Source organism: Pseudoalteromonas sp. XMcav1-K (genome assembly GCF_044005875.1).
Lineage (GTDB): Bacteria > Pseudomonadota > Gammaproteobacteria > Enterobacterales > Alteromonadaceae > Pseudoalteromonas > Pseudoalteromonas spongiae.
This window is the reverse complement of the sequence record NZ_JBIPJE010000050.1, coordinates 453,944-473,781: the sequence shown is the minus strand read 5'-3', so window position 1 is coordinate 473,781 and position 19,838 is coordinate 453,944. Positions and strand designations below refer to the sequence as shown.

20 protein-coding genes are annotated in these 19,838 nt (G+C 40.5%); 8 read left to right on the top strand and 12 right to left on the bottom strand.

The genetic code is table 11. The features are described 5' to 3' along the window. Positions 1-38 precede the first annotated feature (38 nt). The 5 genes from ACHSBP_RS19085 to ACHSBP_RS19065 all read left to right on the top strand — a co-directional run bounded on the left by ACHSBP_RS19085 (position 39) and on the right by ACHSBP_RS19065 (position 4,780). On the top strand, positions 39-263 hold the full coding sequence (locus ACHSBP_RS19085) for a hypothetical protein (protein WP_010558640.1): 225 nt from the start codon (positions 39-41) through the stop codon (positions 261-263). A 6-nt stretch (positions 264-269) separates the two neighbouring features. Next, entirely contained in the window at positions 270-1,133 is an 864-nt protein-coding gene (locus ACHSBP_RS19080; protein WP_395390126.1) for a DNA alkylation repair protein, read from the top strand. 116 nt (positions 1,134-1,249) lie between these two features. Further along, positions 1,250-2,167 carry a glutaminase B gene (glsB, locus tag ACHSBP_RS19075; protein WP_010558638.1) on the top strand — a complete coding sequence of 306 codons (918 nt, stop codon included), beginning with the start codon at positions 1,250-1,252 and terminating at the stop codon, positions 2,165-2,167. A 691-nt stretch (positions 2,168-2,858) separates the two neighbouring features. Further along, positions 2,859-4,094, top strand: a complete 1,236-nt coding sequence (locus tag ACHSBP_RS19070) for a sugar MFS transporter (protein WP_395390125.1) — start codon at positions 2,859-2,861, stop codon at positions 4,092-4,094. Between the two features lie 371 nt (positions 4,095-4,465). Further along, positions 4,466-4,780, top strand: a complete 315-nt coding sequence (locus ACHSBP_RS19065) for a hypothetical protein (protein WP_010558636.1) — start codon at positions 4,466-4,468, stop codon at positions 4,778-4,780. Between the two features lie 79 nt (positions 4,781-4,859). On the opposite strand, the gene ACHSBP_RS19060 is transcribed toward ACHSBP_RS19065, so the two are convergent. From ACHSBP_RS19060 to ACHSBP_RS19040, 5 genes are all read right to left on the bottom strand, one after another. Continuing rightward, positions 4,860-5,252, bottom strand: a complete 393-nt coding sequence (locus tag ACHSBP_RS19060) for a YbaN family protein (RefSeq protein ID WP_395390124.1) — start codon at positions 5,250-5,252, stop codon at positions 4,860-4,862. Then, complete coding sequence (locus ACHSBP_RS19055; protein WP_395390123.1) at positions 5,249-5,839, bottom strand: biliverdin-producing heme oxygenase; 591 nt, start codon at positions 5,837-5,839, stop codon at positions 5,249-5,251. Before ACHSBP_RS19055 ends, ACHSBP_RS19060 begins: the two co-directional genes overlap by 4 nt. Before the next feature lie 68 nt (positions 5,840-5,907). Then, positions 5,908-8,625: a TonB-dependent receptor domain-containing protein gene (locus ACHSBP_RS19050; protein WP_395390122.1), complete on the bottom strand. Its 2,718-nt coding sequence runs from the start codon at positions 8,623-8,625 to the stop codon at positions 5,908-5,910. A gap of 83 nt (positions 8,626-8,708) precedes the next feature. After that, entirely contained in the window at positions 8,709-9,695 is a 987-nt protein-coding gene (locus ACHSBP_RS19045; RefSeq protein WP_395390121.1) for a FecR family protein, read from the bottom strand. 16 nt (positions 9,696-9,711) lie between these two features. Then, entirely contained in the window at positions 9,712-10,179 is a 468-nt protein-coding gene (locus ACHSBP_RS19040; RefSeq protein WP_040641285.1) for an RNA polymerase sigma factor, read from the bottom strand. A 522-nt stretch (positions 10,180-10,701) separates the two neighbouring features. Here ACHSBP_RS19040 and ACHSBP_RS19035 point away from each other — a divergent pair. Further along, on the top strand, positions 10,702-11,058 hold the full coding sequence (locus tag ACHSBP_RS19035; RefSeq protein ID WP_395390120.1) for a MerR family transcriptional regulator: 357 nt from the start codon (positions 10,702-10,704) through the stop codon (positions 11,056-11,058). A 72-nt stretch (positions 11,059-11,130) separates the two neighbouring features. Then, positions 11,131-11,535 (top strand): hypothetical protein, encoded by a 405-nt coding sequence (locus tag ACHSBP_RS19030; RefSeq protein ID WP_395390119.1) that lies wholly within the window; start codon positions 11,131-11,133, stop codon positions 11,533-11,535. 120 nt (positions 11,536-11,655) lie between these two features. Here the strand turns inward: ACHSBP_RS19030 and ACHSBP_RS19025 are convergent, their stop codons facing one another. From ACHSBP_RS19025 to ACHSBP_RS19000, 6 genes are all read right to left on the bottom strand, one after another. Further along, positions 11,656-12,687, bottom strand: a complete 1,032-nt coding sequence (locus ACHSBP_RS19025; RefSeq protein WP_395390118.1) for an alpha/beta hydrolase family protein — start codon at positions 12,685-12,687, stop codon at positions 11,656-11,658. 96 nt (positions 12,688-12,783) lie between these two features. Then, complete coding sequence (locus ACHSBP_RS19020) at positions 12,784-13,659, bottom strand: GyrI-like domain-containing protein (protein WP_395390117.1); 876 nt, start codon at positions 13,657-13,659, stop codon at positions 12,784-12,786. Between the two features lie 160 nt (positions 13,660-13,819). Then, entirely contained in the window at positions 13,820-15,721 is a 1,902-nt protein-coding gene (locus ACHSBP_RS19015) for a S9 family peptidase (RefSeq protein ID WP_395390116.1), read from the bottom strand. Positions 15,722-15,871: 150 nt separating this feature from the next. Then, the gene (locus ACHSBP_RS19010; protein ID WP_395390115.1) at positions 15,872-16,132 is read right to left on the bottom strand and encodes a hypothetical protein; all 261 of its coding nucleotides are present in this window, start codon (positions 16,130-16,132) and stop codon (positions 15,872-15,874) included. A gap of 35 nt (positions 16,133-16,167) precedes the next feature. Continuing rightward, positions 16,168-17,136, bottom strand: a complete 969-nt coding sequence (locus tag ACHSBP_RS19005) for a hypothetical protein (RefSeq protein WP_395390114.1) — start codon at positions 17,134-17,136, stop codon at positions 16,168-16,170. 349 nt (positions 17,137-17,485) lie between these two features. Then, the gene (locus ACHSBP_RS19000; protein ID WP_010558625.1) at positions 17,486-17,668 is read right to left on the bottom strand and encodes an alternative ribosome-rescue factor A; all 183 of its coding nucleotides are present in this window, start codon (positions 17,666-17,668) and stop codon (positions 17,486-17,488) included. 215 nt (positions 17,669-17,883) lie between these two features. Here ACHSBP_RS19000 and ACHSBP_RS18995 point away from each other — a divergent pair, with 215 nt between their 5' ends. After that, positions 17,884-18,300, top strand: a complete 417-nt coding sequence (locus tag ACHSBP_RS18995) for a hypothetical protein (RefSeq protein ID WP_395390113.1) — start codon at positions 17,884-17,886, stop codon at positions 18,298-18,300. A gap of 102 nt (positions 18,301-18,402) precedes the next feature. Here ACHSBP_RS18995 and ACHSBP_RS18990 read toward each other — a convergent pair whose 3' ends face one another. Then, positions 18,403-19,821: an FG-GAP repeat domain-containing protein gene (locus tag ACHSBP_RS18990; RefSeq protein WP_395390112.1), complete on the bottom strand. Its 1,419-nt coding sequence runs from the start codon at positions 19,819-19,821 to the stop codon at positions 18,403-18,405. Positions 19,822-19,838 lie beyond the last annotated feature (17 nt).

The window sequence follows — 19,838 nt, the reverse complement described above, 5'->3', positions numbered from 1 at the left end:
ATAAACTACGGATTATTCATAACTTACAAAGTGTTCTTATGCGAAGCAAGGGACAAATTAAAAGCGAATTAATCACAATTCCAATACTACTGGTTGCCATCGTTTTGGTAATTGCCGGACACTTTATTATGAAACCCATTTTTTACGATAAAGCGTGGGCAGAATACAGTCTTGCAGCACTGCCGTTTTTAATGTTTGCATTGGTTATTTTAGCGTTTAAATTAGCACTAAAAAACGACCAAAAAGAAAACGATAGCGAATAGCCTTAAATGTCTGTGCAACTGCCATCATTTACTAAAGCGAGCATTCCCAATGCGCCACGCGCTATCGCAAAAGGAAGCTCGTTAGCCGATCTATTAAATGATAACGCCATTTGCTTTCTGGCGCGTAATATCGAACTTGTCTATGCCGAATTTAATAGCACGCAGTTTGTTGAAGCCTGTCGTTTAGCACCGAGTGATTTGGCATTAATGGCAAAAGGCCAATTTATCGCAGCTACGTTGCATCAATACCTTCCCGCACATTACCAAACTGCGATTGATATTTTATTACGTACCTTAATTGATGCTGACGAAAGCTCAGAAGAATTCGGACTGGCGGGCTTTTATTACTTACCTTTTAGCTTTTACATCGCAAACTACGGCTTAGATGCAAAATACAATGATGGAAGCGACCCGTTCGATTTATCAATGCAAGCACAATATAAGCTTACTCAACGTTTTAGCGCTGAGTTTTGCATTCGGCCTTTTTTAATAACGCAACAAGCGCGTACTCTTGAAACCCTGAATAAATGGCAATTTGATAGCAACCGACATATTCGCCGTTTAGTTTCAGAAGGTACTCGACCAAAGCTACCTTGGGGAAAACGATTACCTGCGATTATTAGCGATCCAACACCCATTTTACCCCTCTTGTGCCATTTAAAAGACGACTCCAGCTTGTACGTTAGGCGCAGCGTAGCCAATAGTTTAGGAGATATTGCCAAAGATCATCCCGAGCTAGTTTTCGATCTGCTTGATTCTTGGGTAGGTTCAGCTAACACTGAGCTCAAATGGCTTATTCGTCATGCTGTTCGTTACTATGCCAAAAAAGACCATGCTCGCGCACTGGCACTAAGAATTGCCGCTAAATAACACACATCTTTGCTCATTAGCTATATTAATTGGTTCAAATAAGTTCTTTTCGTTGGTGACAACTCGCTAAACTCATTTATAGTGATGAGCTTAATGCCAGAGTTAGAGGTTTTACAATGGATCAGATTACGTCGCTGCTTAACACTATAAATTCAGAATGTCGAAGCTTGTTTGGTCAAGGCCAAGTTGCAAATTACATTCCTGAACTTGCCAAAATTAAGCCTCAGCAATTTGCTATGGCGGTGCTCACTGTCGATGGTGAAATCTACACTACTGGTGATGCCAAAACACGCTTTAGCATTCAGTCTATTTCAAAAGTATTAACCCTTTCGCTCGCGCTACAACGTTATGGCGAGTCACTGTGGCAACGTGTTGGTAAAGAGCCATCTGGCACCGCATTTAACTCGCTAATTCAGCTTGAGATGGAAAACGGCGTACCGCGCAATCCATTTATCAACGCAGGTGCGCTTGCTGTATGTGACGCGCTACAATCACGAGTAAGTGCCCCACTGCATCATTATTTAGAAACGGTGCGTCAGCTTTCGGGCAATAGCAAAATTAACTTTAATAAATCGGTTTCAAAATCAGAGTTTAAGCATCGTTTTCGCAATGCGGCAATGGCAAACTTAATGAAGTCATTTAATAACTTTGATAACGATGTAGACGCTGTGCTCAGTAATTATTGTAAATACTGCGCCATCGAAATGAACGTAGTAGAACTGGCTAAAACCTTCAGCTTTTTAGCCAATAAAGGGGTTTCACAAACCACAAAAGAAACCTTTATTTCACGTAAGCAAAACTCACAAATGAACTCTTTAATGTTTACCAGTGGTTTGTATGATGCTGCGGGAGATTTCGCTTATCGTATTGGTATGCCGGGTAAATCAGGCGTCGGTGGTGCGATTTTAGCCGTAGTGCCTGAGCGTTACACTGTGGTAGTGTGGTCACCTGAATTAAACCAATATGGTAACTCGGTGGCCGGCTTACATGCCCTAGAGCTATTTGCGAAAGAAATGGAAATACAGCTATTTTAAAAGTCTATACATTGTTTTTGAAAAGTAAAAGCTAGAGCGTTCTGACATTTACTGTATGTCTCTTCAGCAGTTTGTTTGGCATTTAGACGAAGCAGAGCGATTGTTGCGTCGTTATTTTACATCAATGAGCGATAAAGACTTTGTGCTCCTACAAAGTTACCTTACCCTACATCCATATAGGGCAACACAGAATAAGTGCCAAATAAGCGCAGCCTAACAGGTTCAATCCAAAGCAACGTCGCGATCAAAAAGCTTTGGATTAGAACAGAATTTAAACCACAAAGGTTAACACGCTATTATGAGTTATCCGATTGCCCAATCGTCGACTGCTTCTAACGTAAACAAATTGCTTTGTATTTTAATAAAAAACAAAGTGAAATTACCAAAAACCTTATAACTTGCTCTAAATGTAACAACCTTATTGTTCATATCTCGCGATGAATGTAAAAACCTCCAAAATAACATGGCTATACAGCCAACTGGTCACAGAGTAAACGGTGCTACTCTGGCCTATCAAAGATAAGTCAAACGGCGGCTAGCTTGCTTTCACTATCAAACTAACGGCGCATTTTAAGATTTAAATACGCAATGCAATCGTATGTAATGCTTTTCAGCTTGTTTTATATTGTATACTTTAGCGTTTTAATATTAAAAACTACAAAAAACTGACAACATATTAAAGGAAATAACATTGAGCTCACCTAACCCAATTAATCAAACCGCTCAGGTTGATGTTGGCAACACCTCAAACACTCAGTTTGCACTCGTTGCTTTAACTAGCCTCTTCTTTATGTGGGGCTTTATTACTTGTCTTAATGACATTTTAATTCCCTACTTAAAAGAGGCCTTTACCCTTAATTACACCCAAGCAATGCTTATTCAGTTTTGCTTTTTTAGTGCCTATTTTATTATCTCGCTACCTGCCGGTAAGTTAGTCGGTAAAATCGGTTATCAAAAAGGTATTGTGACCGGGTTAGCCATTGCCTGTGTAGGCTGTTTGTTGTTTTACCCTGTGGCAACCTCCGGCATGTATGCGCTTTTCTTAATGGCCTTATTTATATTAGCCAGTGGTATTACGATTCTACAGGTCTCTGCAAACCCCTATGTCAGTGCGTTAGGTGACCCTAAAACAGCGCCGTCTCGTTTAACCTTAACCCAAGCATTTAACTCATTAGGTACCACTGTTGCACCATTATTTGGGGCGGCACTTTTCTTCTCTGCTGATAGCGCAAACCAAAGTCATGATGGTACCGCTGTACAATTACCTTATTTAATTTTAGCTGCGTCATTGTTGGTATTAGCGCTTATCTTTTTAGTATTAAAGTTACCTAAAATCGCTAATCAAGAAACCCCTCGAGTTACTCAAGGCTCTGCGTGGCAACACAAGCATTTAGTGCTCGGTGCTATCGGTATTTTTGTCTATGTGGGTGCAGAAGTAGCCATTGGCAGTACCTTAATCAATTACATTTCAAGTGCCAGTGCAACACAAATGACTGAAGCCACCGCTGCGAAATACATCGCTTATTATTGGGGCGGTGCTATGGTTGGTCGCTTTATTGGTGCTGCCGTTATGCAAAAAATATCTGGCGGAACGGTACTGGCCTTTAATGCAGCACTTGCTATCGTACTGATTGTGGTATCAATGTTAAGTTCTGGCCCTATCGCAATGTGGGCAATGCTGGCTGTGGGTTTATGTAACTCAATTATGTTCCCAACTATTTTTAGCCTTGCTATAAACAACTTGAAAGAGCATACCTCACAAGGTTCAGGCATTTTATGTTTGGCAATCGTGGGCGGTGCCATCATTCCTGTTTTACAAGGTATGGCCGCTGATACGATTGGTCTGACGCTCTCATTTATTATTCCTGCTGTATGTTACGTGTTTATCGTATTCTACGGTGTGAAAGGACATAAAACAGACGCTTAAGCGTTCCAAAATCTACTACTTTAAAGGCCACATAATGTGGCCTTTTTTATTTATCTTGTCCCATATTGAATTAGGTTGACACTTTTCCAACTTAAACTTGGAGAATGTCATGACCCCTATACCTAAGAGAACTCAAAGCTCAAAGAGATTATTCACTCGCTTTAAAATAATTAGTTTTTGTACAGGCACAAAAAATTGACTGCTGTTAAAAAGTTTAGCTTTTAAACCACACTGTAAAAAATATTGCTGCGTATAACTCATATAATTAAAGGCATACAGAGCTAATTTAAAAATGTTATTTAGCTTGGTTTGAAAAATGCATACAAACATAAAACCCAAACTGTATCGAACCAATTTAAAAAGTTAGCACCATGAACAAACAAGCAAATATAGTGTATGTATTAAGTGGTTACGCAAAATGCGCAACAACGAGTAATGAGAAGTACAAACTAGGTAATAAACACTCTATCGGCCTGTTAACTACCGATAAAAACTATCAAGAAAATATCAAACAGCACAAAAACTTTATTAAGCAAAAAGGCTGGGAATCAATTATGTTTTGCATGGTGGAAGAAGTCGAAGATATTAACTCGTTATCAAATAGCGTGTTGATTTCGAGCTTTAATCGCGCACAAAAAAACGGCCAGTCGCTAGTGGTAAACGATCAGGCTATTACAGTGCATTAAAACAAAGAACGTCAATGTGCTGACATTAAAAGAGTTTACTTTTAATTTTGCGTTTATAAGAAGCAAAAGTACTGCTTAGTTAAAGCAATACTTTTGACGGTTTAGCTAAAATATACGAGCCCACCAACAACTTGATGCTGCCCACTACACAGGCAACCCAAGTTGCAGGCGAAAGTACTAACAAAACACAAAAGCTAACTGCCATACCAAGCAATGCCATAATTTTCGCTTTGAACGGGATAACACGATATTGCTGCCATAATTGCAGCGTATGACCAAAACGTGGATGGTGCAGCAGCTTGTGTGCAAGCTTAGGAGAGGCTCTGGTAAAGCACGCCAAAGCGAGAATAAAAAATACCGTTGTTGGCATAACTGGCAGTGCCATGCCAATCACACCAAGGGCGACAAACACGTATCCCAATACAAATAACAGGCTATTTTTATACGTCACTAAAGCGGCTTTTAAAGTCATGAGTAAACGTGCGCCTGAAACGTTTGAAAGCGGCTAAAAGCTTGGCGTGCGCCATTAATTAGCGCACTTTCTTGCGCGTCATTGAGCTCAATCGTATCAATTACATTTACCAGCTCGCGCCATGCACTGCCACGCCCAGCACCTGGCCCCGCTAAATAACGCGCACCATTGTCAGCGCTTACGGGTAATTTTGCCTGTGCTTGTTTACCCAGCATAGCAGCACCCACTTTTGAGCCTTCTACTACATATAACCAGCCTAACGCGGTGGCAAAATCGGTTGAATCACTGATTTCAGGTGCCAAAAAGATGCGTGGCAACTCAGCTGCTAAATCAGCAAAGTCTTGCTCTAGCATGCTTAAACGACGGCGAGAGATTAAATCGTTAATAAGCTCGCTAAGCTCTCTATGCTCGTACAATGCGCTTACATCTTTTAAGAAATAATACTGCAAAGATAAAAACGCTAAATAACTTTGATTATTGGCAAAAGGGTCGTGTGCCATAATGCTTTTATCAACATTATCATGCACATCTGCGGTGGCGGCTTTTAAATTTTGTGCACGCGAAAATGACGAAGTGACGGTGGTCATAACTGCTCCGAAAAAGTAAAAATAAGTATCCAATAGCGCAGCAATGCGCTATTGGGCATAAAAGGTGTTTATAACTTTGCTTCTAAGCTAATGGTGATGGTTTGCCCAGGTTCTGGCATAGCCACAATTGAACCCGTTGATACCTTGTATTGATCCGTTAAGTTGGTAACGGATAGATTGCTTTTTATGCTGTCGCTAATTGCGTAGCTTAGGTAGAAATCAAGCTGATAACCTGATGGAATATATTCCAATGTATTTACTGCGGTACCTGCTAAAAACCCACCTGGATGGTGTTTTTCAGAATGCTTTTTATAGGTAAACCCTAAATCAAGGGTATCGTCTAACAAGCTGGTGCCGATATTTGCAATATAGTTTTTATCGGCAGGAATTCTGAGCGGCGTTAAACTGCCCGAAAACCCAGTATTATTACATTTATCAACCCCTTCTGCGCTCGCAATTAGGCTTGAGCACATTTCAACATTGGCGTATTTGGTGTAGCTAAACTTGCCGTAAAGCCAATCACTTTGGTAGTTAAAGCCAAGCTCGGTACCCGGTAATTCAAATGAGTCGTAGTTGGTGAATGAAAAAGTTTGATCCCACGACTGCGCATCTGGTTTTGTACTCGGTAAAAAACCCGTTGCTAACATGTCTTTGATGTTAGTGTAAAAATACTCGGCTGAAAGCACCAATTGATCGCCTTTAAACAGCACACCGCTAAATTCGCTTTCGATACCAATATCATAAGATTGGGTGTTTTCAGCTTTAACTGGGTAATCTGGCGAGTAGGAAAACACCTCGTTTGACACCGTTGACTCATAAAGATTTGGCATACGGTACGCATTACTGTATTTAGCTTTTACGCTTGTGTTATTAAACACATTTACCCGTGCTTGCAGCGTTGTATCGGTTTTAGCATCGAACGTTAGGGTTTCGCCCGTTTGATAATCATCATTAGTTGAATCATGATGGTTAATGTTTAAAGTGAGCTCAACAGGTGCTAAATCGATTTGCGCATTAGTAAATAGCGCGCGCTTAACTTGCTTGCCGTGGCGCGATGTTGCCTTGTACTTATGATCTTCCGGTAGCCAGTCTTTTTTGAAGTTATCTAACCAATCTTTATGGGGCGCCAACTTCTCTTCTTGCCACGACAAACCATAAGTGAGCACAATTGGCATATTCGCAATGTTAATATAAGAGGCGTTAAGTGCGCTTGCACCAATTCGGGTGTTGTTGTAGCGGTGAAAATACTGCCCCGCATTTTGTCCTAAATTGCTGCCAAGTGCGTTGTACTGCTGAAGATTCGCACTGGTGCGCCATACATTTACCGTGACATCCAAATACGAATTATTGCTCGGTAAGTAATGGTACAAAGCACTGGCACTATTTACCTTGGCTGTGCCTGGTTGCCATTGTGGCATGGTTTCAACACCCTCTGGTATTTCTTCAGACATCCACTGCTCTTGACCATTTTCGTCAACTTCTTTCCAGAATTTAGTATCGCCTGCGCGCTGCTTATACCAATACGATGCAAGCATTTCGCCAGCCTCTTGTTGATGCAAACGCGTATTAACTTCCAGTGAGTGCTCTTTGGTAAAATCATAGGTCAACTTTGCTAAAAAAGAGTCGCTTTCAAAGCTGGTGTTTACCACTTCACCATTTTTATTAACCGGAGGCGGAATAAAGAAATCATACGGCTCATCAACATATTTTGTCGGGTCTTCTTTTGATGGCACCCAGCGAATGTATTCTTTTACTTCTACAAATTCTTCAAAGCCGTTTTTACCCGCAAAGTAGTTGCCAACTTCCTTTTTGCTATAAGCCACGACGGCTTGTAATTTATCGCCTTTAAATGCACCGGCAAGTGATACACCACCGCCGTTAAAATCGAGCGTATCGATGCCATTGGTTACTTCGTAATAGCTTTGCAAGCCAAAGTTCTCTGGCACTTTAGGCGTTTTATTGTTGTTGTGAGTTTTTAACTTAACTAACGCACCAAATGTTTCGCCACTTTTTAAAATATCATGCACACCTAAAGTGCGAATATTCACTGTACCGCCAATGGCACCTGAGCTATATGGTGATGCTTTGCTTGACGATCCTTTTTCAATATCTATGGTGCTGATTAGGTCTGAATCGATATAACTGCGATCAGCTGAGCCCATATAACCACGGTTGGTATGGGTTGATTGCAAGCTACCATCAATAAAAATTGGCACGCGCCCTTCGCCCTGAACACCTCGAATACCAATATCTAACGCGCCTGCTTCGTTGCGAATATTATTCGCTTCAATGCCTGAAAATGTTGAGAAAATATCTGAATTAGACAGACCACTTGAGCGCTCAATTTCACTGCGGTGCATTTGCAGCTTATTGCCCGTTACCGTGATCACTTCAATATTGGCTTTGCTTGGTTCGGCCTTTGATTTTTGACTTTTTTCTTCGCTTTTAGGCTTTAAAGTATCAGCAGTTGTTTTAATCACAATATTATTATTCACAATATGTGCGCTTAACTTGCTTTGTGCCAAAGTGATTTCAAGTGCATTAAGCAAGCTCAGTTCGCCTGCAAGCGCTGGCGCTGTTAATCCCGTAAGCAACTTAGCGTCGGCAATCAAATTCATATTCGCTTTTTCAGCCAAAGTGGTAAGGGTGTAAACCAGTGGCTGCTCAGCAAGGTTAAATTGGTAAACTGACGCGCTGCTACTTGCCATGGATGGCAACGAAAGGCTAAGCCCAAGTGCAAATGCAAGCGGCGTCAATTTAGTTTTGATTGGCGAGTAAGTACTCATTGTGTCATCCGTATTTAATTTTCTTAGTTATTAAAACGAATGAGAATGAGAATCCCTCAATAAAAAATACAGTTTTTTTGCACTTATTTTTTAGAGCTAATAACTATTTGATTATTAATAATTTTAGCCTCAACCGCTAACGCATGTGGCAGCATATTAACAAAGCCATCTAGCTCAGATGCTGAAAAAACGCCCGATAAACGTAGCTGCTCAGCGTGTGCATCAGTAAAAATAACGTCGCGATTGTGATAACGCTTAAACGTGTGTAAGGCATTTAGCAAAGGCTCATTATTAAACACCAAACGCCCTTGTTGCCACGCCCCAACATTGGCATGTGCCATGGCGTCACGCTTTATGCTGTTGTCATTAATGAGTGCAACTTCGCCCTGACTAAGCACCACATTATGCTCATTCATTTGCACTGCCACTTTGCCATGTGCCACCGCAACACGAACCTGATTTGCTTTTTTATCTACCGAGAAACGCGTACCGAGTACGGTTATTTTAGTATTGCCAACATTAACAACAAACGGCCGTGCTTTATCACTTTCAACATCGAATAGCACCCGCCCAGAGGTAAGCTGTGAAAGTCGCTGCTTGTCATTAAACGCCAGCGACAACTGTGTTTTTGCATCTAAGGTGATATGTGAATTATCAGGCAAGGTATATTCGAGCAATTCTCCGCGTGTTGATTGATATTCGGCAACAAAGGTGTGCTGCGAAAACATATTTGGCACAAAGTGATAACTCAGTACGCTTATCATTAAAAGCGCACAACACGCGGCAATGGCACGGTAGTTTTTGAGCCAAACGGTTCTTTCAGTAGTACGTGTATTTTCGCTTTGTGGCTCTAGCAGTGTTGTTGCGGTGCTCTCAGTCGTAAGCTCACTTTCGTTAAATTGCGCTAGCAGCGCATCAACGTGTTTGCTTTCTTGATAAGCGGTTTGATGCGCTTCACATGCATTAAGCCAGTGTTCAAATTCAGCGCGCTGATCTGCATTAAAACCCAATTTTTCGAGTTCAATGTATTTGTTAGCTTGCGCTTGTATTGCGAGTGTTTGACGGTTCATTCTGCAGTTTCTCTTATTATTTTTTTAGTGCATCACGACACGCTAACATGGCAGTTGCTAGGTGTTTTTCCACCATGCTTACAGAAATTTCCATCTGCTCTGCAATTTGTGGCTGCGTTAAGTTTTTAAATTTATATAAAACAAAAGCTTGTTTTGTTTTGAGCGGTAAAGCATCGATGCAGCGCTGTAGTACTGCAAGCTGTTGCTGCGCTGTTACCACAGTTTCAGGCTCAAAATTAGCAGGGGCGACAAGCTCAAACTCATCTGGCTGCGCAACACTTTTACTGTTGCGATATTGGTCTATCACAATGTTTTTCGCGGCTCTAAAAAATAACGCTCGCGCATGTGTTTTATCTTGTTGAGGATAGTTTTGATTATGACTTAATAGACGGGTATACGCTTCTTGCACTATGTTTTGCGCTTTATCTTTACAGCCAACAGAACGCGCAATATAGCCCAACACCTCTGAATAATACCGTTCCACAATATGCTCGACAGAATTTAAAAGGTGCGCATGCTAGCACGCAAAAACGCAATTGAAAACAATTCTTAGTTAGATTTAAATATTTCAGCAACTGTTCGTTTAAAAATCAGACAAGGTTTTAGACTAAATATTAAAAGACCTATTTAACGAAGGGTTTAAGCAAAAAGTGTACACTGTAAGTTTAAATGCTTATGCCCTTGGCTGGAATGTAAGCACCCACCAACACTAATCGACATGACATCGGTATTGATGGCTTTGTGAGCTATATTTTGCGCTCAGAAGACAGTGGTTACTTTGTTGCTGTGCTTGCCAATGAGGAAGAGTTTCCTTCAAATGCTTTGGCTTTCAATATTATGAGTTTAGTGGATAAAGACTAAGTTAAGGCGGGCTGTGTTTTTAAAACATAGCCTTTTACGCTTTAAACTAGGGTCTGTTGATCTTTGCTCCGATGCCTTAATTATTTTAATCACACCGTAAATATGCCTTAATACTCTCATAGCAGCTGTAATTAAAAGGAATAGCATGTTTATTGGGGAATTTAGCAAGCGGGTTGGCACAACCACGAAAACGATTCGTCATTATGAAGCGATAGGGTTATTACCCGAAGCAAAACGCCAAGGCCGTTATCGCGTTTATGACGAGCGCTACATCGAAACTGTAAAGCAAATTCGCTTGGCACAATCTCTTGGTTTTTCACTTAATCAAATAAAACAATTATGCCAAGGCGCAAATATTAATTATGGTTTGCCAAAACACGTTTTATTAACCGCGCTAAGTGAGCGTGAAGCACAGCTAAAAACACAAATCGCCAAGTGCCAACAACAGCTCAACGACATAAAAAGCTTTAATCTCCTACTCGCAAATTCTAACTGCGCTTAATTAACCTTTGACTTTGCCCTATAGGGCAAAGCGTACACTTGTGCTCGATGTTTAATAAGGAGCACAAACACAATGCAAAACTATAATAAATGGGTAGCACGAAGCGCCTACTATGATTTAATTATCACTACACCGTTTGCCATTCCCGGTGCTGCCAGCTGGGTAATCAGTTTGTTTGCCAGTTTTCACCAAACACTTGGCTTTCAAGGAGAATTTCCCGCTTTTCAAATACAGCATTTACTGTTTGCCCATTTACTGGGCTCAGTTGTGATTGTGTGGTCGCTGCTGAGAATAAAACATACCAGCCCTTTACTTGGCTTATACGATGGTTTTGCGAGAGTACTTTTCAGTGTGTTTTATATTTATGCAATAACTCTAGGCGCAAGTCCGCTTATTTTAATTTTTTTAATTCCAGAGCTATTTTTTGCAGTCGTGCAAAATGTGGGTTATTACCAATTAAAAAAGCAAGATACATAAACTCGAGTTGAGTTAAGCAAAGTAGCGCATTGGTAAAGCGCTACTACTTATCAGGCTCAGAAAAATATACGATTCAAATTCGACTCACTTAAGTCCGAGAATTAGGGAATGCACTAAACTTTACAACACATTTAAGCCATGTCGATTAATAAATGAAAACACGTGACCTAGTACTTGCTGTTGAAGCACTTTACGGTCAACGCCTTCACGGTCTTTACATAACAACACACCTTGCGCCTTAAAGTTATGTTCGCATTGGTTAATGTAAATAAAGTGCCCTGCACCTTGTTTAATACCAACTAGCTCGGCATTTTTAATATGCTCAGCATAATATTGTGCATGTTGCTTGAACGGCAAAAAGTCATTTTCAACCGAGCCAATCACCAAGGTCGGCACTGTCACATCCATTAAACTGCTTTCATTTACGGCGTGACCAAGGGCAGGATCAAGTGAAATAACGGCTTTAATGCGCTTATCCAGCATATGTGATTGCACTTCACTGATTTTGCTTATTTTATCGTTTGTGTATGGCGTTGTTTTTTGCTTGTTATAAGCACAGCTTTTATCGTTTTTGGCAGTAGCTAAAGCGCAGTAACGCTCTGACTTTCCGGCTTCTAACTTTGCCCCCGCAAGCGCCAATGCCGTAAAGCCCCCAGCGGAGTGACCCAGCATCAGTACATTATTAGTGTCGATATTTAGATTAAATAACCCTTTATTGGTTAATTGCTCAAGGGCAAAGCTGACTTCTTGTGGGCGCTGCCAAAAACGTGCAAGCACACTTGGGTCAATTGTTTCTTTGCCGTACACCCAAGATTCACCATAGTGCGCAACGCCTGCCACCAGCCAGCCTTGTGATGCCAAGGCATAACCTAACCAGTTCATTTCAATGGGTGAGCCAAATGCGCCGTGCGAAATTAACGCAATTTTTCGCTTATTTTGCGATTCAACTAAACACACTGTTGCGCCACAGTTTGCATCGCTTGCCAAATACCACAGCTTCACCTTTACAGGCTGATTAGTTTGCTTATTAAAAAAATCGAGATCGTTCGATTGCAACGTACTTGCTGCAACTACTTTATTACCTTGTGCGCTCATTGCGTTATTTGTGAAAATTAACACGATAACAAGTAACAAGAATCGGATTGGCTTCATTTAAGGTTACTCCATTAAGCTAAGATGATTTTACTTTAACCAATGAGGTTGTCGCGTGTCTGTGCAGAAAGTGCGATTTGTGAGTGTAATCTCACTTTAAATAGCATCACTTTCCACCGCAAAATAAAGCTCAGTAATCAGTTTTTCAGCATCTGTATCTGCTGGGTTGTTTAAATAGCGCTGCACAATATGCTGATCTTTCAATCGGATTTGATTAGGCAACACCCAGTGGGCATATACCTGAGAAATGGTTTGCCACATTGTATTGTGCGGCCCTTGATGGCTAAAACAAGCATAGCGCCCACCTTGCAGTGTGTAGTGCTCTAATTGCTGCTGTTGAGCTAACCCTTTTAAAAATCCTGCAAAAAATTGGCTTTGTGTTTGTTCGCCTACCCAAGGGTTATCAATTGCTACACCAATAGGTTGAAGCTCACTAAAATCAAGCGGTGCGGCAAGTTCACTTAAGCGCTTATAGAGCTGCCCAGCCACCTTTGAAAACGATTGCTCATTAAAGCCAGAACCGTACAAACCAAGCACGGTGGTTTGTGGTAATTCGCGCCATTTTGGTTCAAGTTTAAACGCTTCAGCTAGTTTTTTTGGCGGTAAAGTGCCAGCGCGTACATTTAGCGGTGATTTACCATTTTGAATATCAGTTGGGGTGCAAGCAAAATTGTTTTTAAACGCACGGGTAAAGGATGACGGCGAATCATAGCCAACACGCATTGCGACTTCTAATATGTTCTCTTTTCCGCTTTTTAATAAAAACATCGCTTTTTCAAGCTTTTGCCGTTTTATAAACTCACCGAGCTGAAACCCCGTTGCGGCAAAAAACATGCGATTGAAATGATATTTTGAAAAACCAGCATAAGCGGCAAGCGCTTCAACATTGATTGCCTCTTCACTGTGATCATAAATATATTGTGCCACCTTGCTGATAATCGCGGCATTAAACTGTGCGGGACTAGTTGCCATACATTAATAGATTATTTTTATAATTATATTAGTAAGATAGCGAATGTTAATCAGTGAGTCGAGTGAATTTTAGAAGGCTTAAAAAAGGCCTTATTGATGTTCTTCAATAAGGCCTTTTTTGTAAGTTTACCTAACTCAAAATTGAGTAAGGAAAATTAACTTACAGTGTTTCTTCTAACCACTTGAAGAACTCACGCTGCCATACAATGCCATTTTGCGGCGTGAGTACCCAGTGATTTTCTTCAGGGAATAGCATAAAGCGGCTCTTTATACCACGTAGTTTAGCTGCTTGGAACGCGGCAATGCCTTGCTCAACTGGTACGCGGTAATCTTTGCCACCGTGGATCACAAACATAGGTGCATCCCACTTCTCAATGTGGTTAATTGGGTTGAATTGACCGTATGCTTTTTTCGTTGCTGCATTGTCTTGCCAATATGCGCCGCCTAGTTCGTTATTTACGAAAAACAGCTCTTCGGTTGTGCCGTACATGCTGCGTAAATCGAAAATACCACAGTGTGCAATAAAGGTTTTAAAACGACCTTCGTGGTTACCTGCTAAATAAAATGCTGAATAACCACCGTAACTTGCACCAATAGCACCGATACGTGAGTTATCTACGTAAGACTCTTTTGCTACATCATCAATTGCTGCAAGGTAGTCTTCCATTACCTGACCGCCCCAATCATTGCTGATATCTTTATTCCATTGCTCACCGTGACCTGGCATACCACGACGGTTAGGCGCTACCACAATGTAACCCTGTGATGCCATTACTTGGAAGTTCCAGCGGAATGAGTAGAACTGAGAAAGCGCAGACTGTGGACCACCTTGTAAATAAAGTAGCGTTGGGTACTTTTTGCTCTTATCAAAGTTAGGTGGGTAAATTACCCAAGTAACCATGTCTTTACCGTCAGTTGTTTTTACCATGCGCTTTTCAACATTTGGTAAATCAAGCTCAGCGTAAAACGCATCGTTTTCTTTGGTAAGTGCAGTAAGCTTTTTGCTACCAAGATCAAAACGGTAAATTTCACGCGCAGCATTCATGCTATTACGTGTAACAACAAGCTTATCTTTTAATACCGCTACAATGCCGTTTACATCATATTGGCCGTTGGTAAGCTGTTTGATTTTAGGCTGAGCTTTGGTTTTAGTGTTTACCGACACTTGGAATAACTGCACAGTACCACCCACTGGTGCTACAAAATAAATGGTTTTACCATCAACACTCCATTTGAAGCTGTTTACGGTGCCATCCCAATGCGCTGTTAAGTTATAGTCGCGGTCGTTAACACGCACAATAATGTCTTGTTTATCGGCTTCGTTACCTGCTTCGTCCATTTGTAACCATGCTAAGTGGCCTTTCGGTGAAAACGCTGGGTACTTATCGTAACCTAGGTTTTTCTCGGTCAGGTTAGTGGTTTTTTTGCTTGCTAGATTGTAACGATAAATATCGGTATTGGTGCTTTGAACATATTCAGTACCCGTAAGCTTTTTGCTCACGTAGTAAATGTTTTCACCTTTTGGACCCCAAGTGTAATCCGACGAGCCACCAAATGGTGCGGTTGGGCTTTCAAATGGCATGCCCTGCATAATGTCGACTTTTTCTTCGGTTTTTAAGTCTTGATAGAATACGTGCTTAAAGTTGCCGTCTTTCCAAGTATCCCAATGACGGTAGTTTAAGTCATCAAATACATAGGCATTTGCTTTGCCAAGTTCTTTATGGCGGTCGGTCGCTAAAATATCTTCTAGTTGTACTTTTTCATGGAACAACTTTTTACTGCCATCTGGTGAGATACTTTTATCAATCACCACGCCTTGGTAGGCCTCTAGCAGTTGTGATTCACCACCTTTAAGCGATACTTGGTACACCTTGCTGCTGAAATCGTTTTTCTCAACGCTTGGTGTTGTCACTTTATAAATAACGTGGGTTTTTTCTTTGTTTAAACCAAGCGCGCTCACACGCTTTAATTGCCAAAGTTTTTCTGGTGTCATTACCTCATTGGCGTAGGCACCCGCGCTTAGAGCAACCCCCAAGCTTACAGATAAAATAGTTCGCAACATCGCGAAACTCCTTTAAAGAATAGACCTGCTAAGACTACAGAATTACCCTATGGCTTGAAAAGCGCTATGCGACTAAAAAACAAAATAAAAAGGAGCAACCTAGGCTGCTCCTTGTAAAGTCATATTGACTAATCTTGCTAAATCTAATGTTTAGAAGAACGCAGTAACACCAATCCAGAAGTTACGGCCTTTATCTTTTACATTGTAATCGTCGGTAAATGTAACTTCACTCACCACACCACGACCGGTTAAGTACTCGTACTCGCCGTCACCATTTAGGTCTGTGTAGCTAGTGCTATACGATGTAAAGTCTTCATCCAATAAGTTGTTAACACGTGCGTTAATTTGCACGTATTCGTTTACGTAAAACTGCGCACCTAAGTTAAATAGGTTATAGTCTTTGTAATACAAGGCTTTATCGTGAACATTATCCCAACCGCTAAAAATTAAAAAAAGTATTTGTTTATTTCAGCTTGCGTCATCAAATAAATATCGTCAGCAGGTGCTGCGTTAATAGTAAAAAAGTAAAATTCGGGGCCGAGTTCCTGCCCTAATATTTCGCGGAAATAAGTCAATTGAGCACCATGTGCGCTATGTGACTTGCTAAGTTGGCCTGCATCTTTATCACCTTCGCAACACCAGGCATGTACACCCAATTTTCCCCCTACTTGATACTCTTTTTTGATGCCTGCGGCATACAAGTCAACGCCGCCAGAATACGCTTCGCCATCGGCTGGCATTACCGTTGTGTATTGTGCTTGATGAATTAGCCTGCCTGTGTGCATATTGATATCATCATTCACAGAACCATCAACACTTTTAAAGATAATGCGATTTACACTTGGGTGATCAAGCGCCAAATCACGAAACTGAATATAGGTTTTGCTGCCCAATGTACCCGATAGCTCCGCAGCAGTGCCCTTTACCACAAGTTGACTGTTACCACCTGAGATTAAGCTTTCGTTAAATGTCATATTAAACGTGTGTAAATTACCCGATATGTTGTCAACAAGCTGGCCTTCTATAACGAAGTTATCGTTTTGCTCGCTTAGCTGTAAATTCTCGCCAAGCAAGGCTTGCTCGGTGTTTTGATTGGTGATCACTGCAACTTCTTGCTTTGGTTTTTCACCTTCAAAATCAAACCCCAACGCTATCACGCCAAAATCATAGCGAATGTAAATTACACCTTCATCCATATCAAAGTCGAGCAGTTCGATAGCTGAGTTATGACCATCGATTTGTACATTTAGCTGCGCTGCTGACTGGGTATAATTTTCAATGTAGCTCGCTACATCTGCGGGCTTAATCGCATGTACTTCCAAAGTGGCGTTATCAACTGAATTTGATGAAGAGGAGCCACCACAGCCCGATAAAATAATTGCTGCGGCAATGACAGAAGGGATAAAACGCTTCATATAGTGATCCGTAAGTCTGAGTAAAAATTTTCGGAAAGCTTAGCATTCTGCCTTGTAAGATAGCGTTTAGCTTTGTGAGCAAGTGTAGTATTGCACGTACAATTTCAGACAAGTTTTAACAAAGTAAAAAACTAATGTTAGGTTTGAGCAATAAGCTGGCAGTTATGTCTAAAATAGCACCAATAAGATAAACATATCGATGCTATTTAAAAAAGCTCAAGCCATTGTAAGACATTGATATAATTAACCAATGTGCGCTAACGCGATGACTTTTAAGCGGCGTTACCGCCTATTAAGTATTTACTGTATAAATTTTACGTAACTAAAGGCAAAAGCCTTACCTTAAAGCTTAGGCTGCTTTAAGGTAAGACTCTCGCCCTTTATGTTTGTTGTTACGCTGGTAGCTACCCTTACCTTTTTTCGCCTTTTCAACTTTGCTTTTAAATAACACGCTTGTGACTAACGCTTTAATTGCGTTGTCTTTTATCTCACCACGGCCATGATCGTGATGCATTTTTTTAGTTTTACTCATTGCTGTCCTCTTGATTAAAAATGAGTCAATTAATTCGCCGCAATACTAGCGAAAAATATGTAAAGCACAAGTGTTTACATTACTTTTTTTTTAATATTTTTATTGCGGTTAAAAAGTGTTTTAACTTGCCAACAAATACCCAACACTTACTTACATTTTTCGCAATAATCATCCGTAATAATTACACCTATAGTTACTTTATTTATAGGCTCAATATGACGTTTTTAACCAAGACTACAACCCTAGCAGCAGCGCTATTACTAACCGCATGTGCTCATCATAATAATGTTCGCCCAAGCAGTGACGGCAACCATTACGTTGACTTGTATGGAGAAACCAAATCAGAGGTTTCAGAACAAGCATTTAAGCAAGCAAAATCGTACTGTAAAGAATCAAAATCGAAGCCTTATGTGGTTTCTGAAAAAGTTGATTACATTGGCAATATGAGTGAACAAGACTATTTAACTAAACGCAATATCGCTGATGCCGTTGAAGCTGCAGGTACTGCTATGTGGATTTTTGGCCGAAGCCATGTAGATGATGCAGGTGCAGCTCTTAGTATTGGTGGCGATATTGCCGGTGATGCACTCGGCGACCCATATCAACTGCATTTAGTATTTAATTGCGGTTAATGCTTGTAAGCGAATTTATTTTCGCAAAGCTCACTTAACAAAATAATGAAAAAGCGCCCATTTCACTTTGAAATGGGCGCTTATTTATTTCTACACAACACATTACAACTTAGCAGATTTAACTTCTTGCACTTCTATGCGGTAGTTGCCTTGTTTATCTTTCATTTTTAGCAAGATATCTTCTTTGCCATCTTGGTTAAAATCGGTGCTGTATATATTCTGAATTGACTTGGGTAGCGGGCGTTCAATGTGAACCGCTTTTCGACTCAGTACGCGCTTTTTATCACCAAGATAAATACTTAACTCATCGTTGTCTGTTTTAACCATTAAGTCTGTTTGGCCATCACCATTAAAGTCTTTTAGAAATACGCCTTTACCACTTTCACTGTTTGATTCATTTAGTTTTATAGCAATATCAAAATCTTTGCTCGCAGATGCTTTTTTGGCAAATTGATTGCTGCCAGTTCCCTGATAAATCGCCACTTCAGTATCAAGTTCAAACTCTTCGTTATTCATTGCGGCACTCGCCATTGAAAGAATATCGGTAAAGCCAATATCAATAGAGGTTAAGGCTAAATCGGCAACGCCATCGCCATTAAAATCACTGATATTTGATATTGCACTTGCCCCCTTAAGCGTTAATTTAATATCAGGGCTTGTCGTAAACAATTGCTCATTGTTTGCAGGTTTTGCAAAATAAATACGGTGGATAAATTTGGTATCAAAGTCGACTTCACCTTGCGCATTATCTGCTAGGCTCTCTTTGGTATAAATATCCGCAAAACCATCGCCATTTAAATCTTCAAATTTAGTAAGTTGCTGCTTACTTTCGTTGTGCAATACATCAAACGAAGTAAACTTTTTCACGCTGGTGCTTACGCCATCGATTGTTACAGGGAAAAACGTAATTGCGGTTTTATCAAAAAACACCAGGTCACGTATTGAATCATTATTTAAATCAAGCAATATCGGCATTTTAGGCAACCGGTTACTTATAGTTAAGTGACCATTATTAAATTTTGCGGTGGTTTCAGCCTTTAAAGGCAAGCTTGTATGCAAAAAGCGCCCATCTTTTTGCTGAATATAAAGTGATTGGCTTTCAATACCGGGTAAATAAAAATCAGTAAGGCCATCATTATTCACGTCAAGGGTAAACGGAAATGATTCAAACTGTTCAACTGAGTTTTTAGTAAATACTGAAGACGCCGTAATAATTAAGTTTTGCGCCTTCTCAGTTACATGAAAAATGCCTTGATCGGTTAGCACAAATGCTTGAGGGCTGTGCTCTGCTGCCAAATATCCCGTTGAATACATAATGGGATTTTCAGGTAATTGCAGTTGGGTAACTTGGTTATCTGTTAAATTTATTTTTTGCAGCGTCGCCTTTTTTTCATTGCCTGCAACAAACACGGTATTTACAGAGCCAAATTTAAGTTTACCATTGGCAAACTCACCTAAATTAAAAGGTTCGCTGGCACATACAGCACTACTCAGAAAGACTAAAGGAAGTAACTTTTTCATTTTTATCATCTTCATGC

What these genes read in the sequence shown, in the direction of transcription:
- ACHSBP_RS19085 (WP_010558640.1), top strand. Translation starts at nt 39, where the DNA reads ATGCGAAGCAAGGGACAAATTAAAAGCGAATTAATCACAATTCCAATA.
- ACHSBP_RS19080 (WP_395390126.1), top strand. Translation starts at nt 270, where the DNA reads ATGTCTGTGCAACTGCCATCATTTACTAAAGCGAGCATTCCCAATGCG.
- glsB (WP_010558638.1), top strand. Translation starts at nt 1,250, where the DNA reads ATGGATCAGATTACGTCGCTGCTTAACACTATAAATTCAGAATGTCGA.
- ACHSBP_RS19065 (WP_010558636.1), top strand. Translation starts at nt 4,466, where the DNA reads ATGAACAAACAAGCAAATATAGTGTATGTATTAAGTGGTTACGCAAAA.
- ACHSBP_RS19060 (WP_395390124.1), bottom strand. Translation starts at nt 5,252, where the DNA reads ATGACTTTAAAAGCCGCTTTAGTGACGTATAAAAATAGCCTGTTATTT.
- ACHSBP_RS19055 (WP_395390123.1), bottom strand. Translation starts at nt 5,839, where the DNA reads ATGACCACCGTCACTTCGTCATTTTCGCGTGCACAAAATTTAAAAGCC.
- ACHSBP_RS19050 (WP_395390122.1), bottom strand. Translation starts at nt 8,625, where the DNA reads ATGAGTACTTACTCGCCAATCAAAACTAAATTGACGCCGCTTGCATTT.
- ACHSBP_RS19045 (WP_395390121.1), bottom strand. Translation starts at nt 9,695, where the DNA reads ATGAACCGTCAAACACTCGCAATACAAGCGCAAGCTAACAAATACATT.
- ACHSBP_RS19035 (WP_395390120.1), top strand. Translation starts at nt 10,702, where the DNA reads ATGTTTATTGGGGAATTTAGCAAGCGGGTTGGCACAACCACGAAAACG.
- ACHSBP_RS19030 (WP_395390119.1), top strand. Translation starts at nt 11,131, where the DNA reads ATGCAAAACTATAATAAATGGGTAGCACGAAGCGCCTACTATGATTTA.
- ACHSBP_RS19025 (WP_395390118.1), bottom strand. Translation starts at nt 12,687, where the DNA reads ATGAAGCCAATCCGATTCTTGTTACTTGTTATCGTGTTAATTTTCACA.
- ACHSBP_RS19020 (WP_395390117.1), bottom strand. Translation starts at nt 13,659, where the DNA reads ATGGCAACTAGTCCCGCACAGTTTAATGCCGCGATTATCAGCAAGGTG.
- ACHSBP_RS19015 (WP_395390116.1), bottom strand. Translation starts at nt 15,721, where the DNA reads ATGTTGCGAACTATTTTATCTGTAAGCTTGGGGGTTGCTCTAAGCGCG.
- ACHSBP_RS19005 (WP_395390114.1), bottom strand. Translation starts at nt 17,136, where the DNA reads ATGAAGCGTTTTATCCCTTCTGTCATTGCCGCAGCAATTATTTTATCG.
- ACHSBP_RS19000 (WP_010558625.1), bottom strand. Translation starts at nt 17,668, where the DNA reads ATGAGTAAAACTAAAAAAATGCATCACGATCATGGCCGTGGTGAGATA.
- ACHSBP_RS18995 (WP_395390113.1), top strand. Translation starts at nt 17,884, where the DNA reads ATGACGTTTTTAACCAAGACTACAACCCTAGCAGCAGCGCTATTACTA.
- ACHSBP_RS18990 (WP_395390112.1), bottom strand. Translation starts at nt 19,821, where the DNA reads ATGAAAAAGTTACTTCCTTTAGTCTTTCTGAGTAGTGCTGTATGTGCC.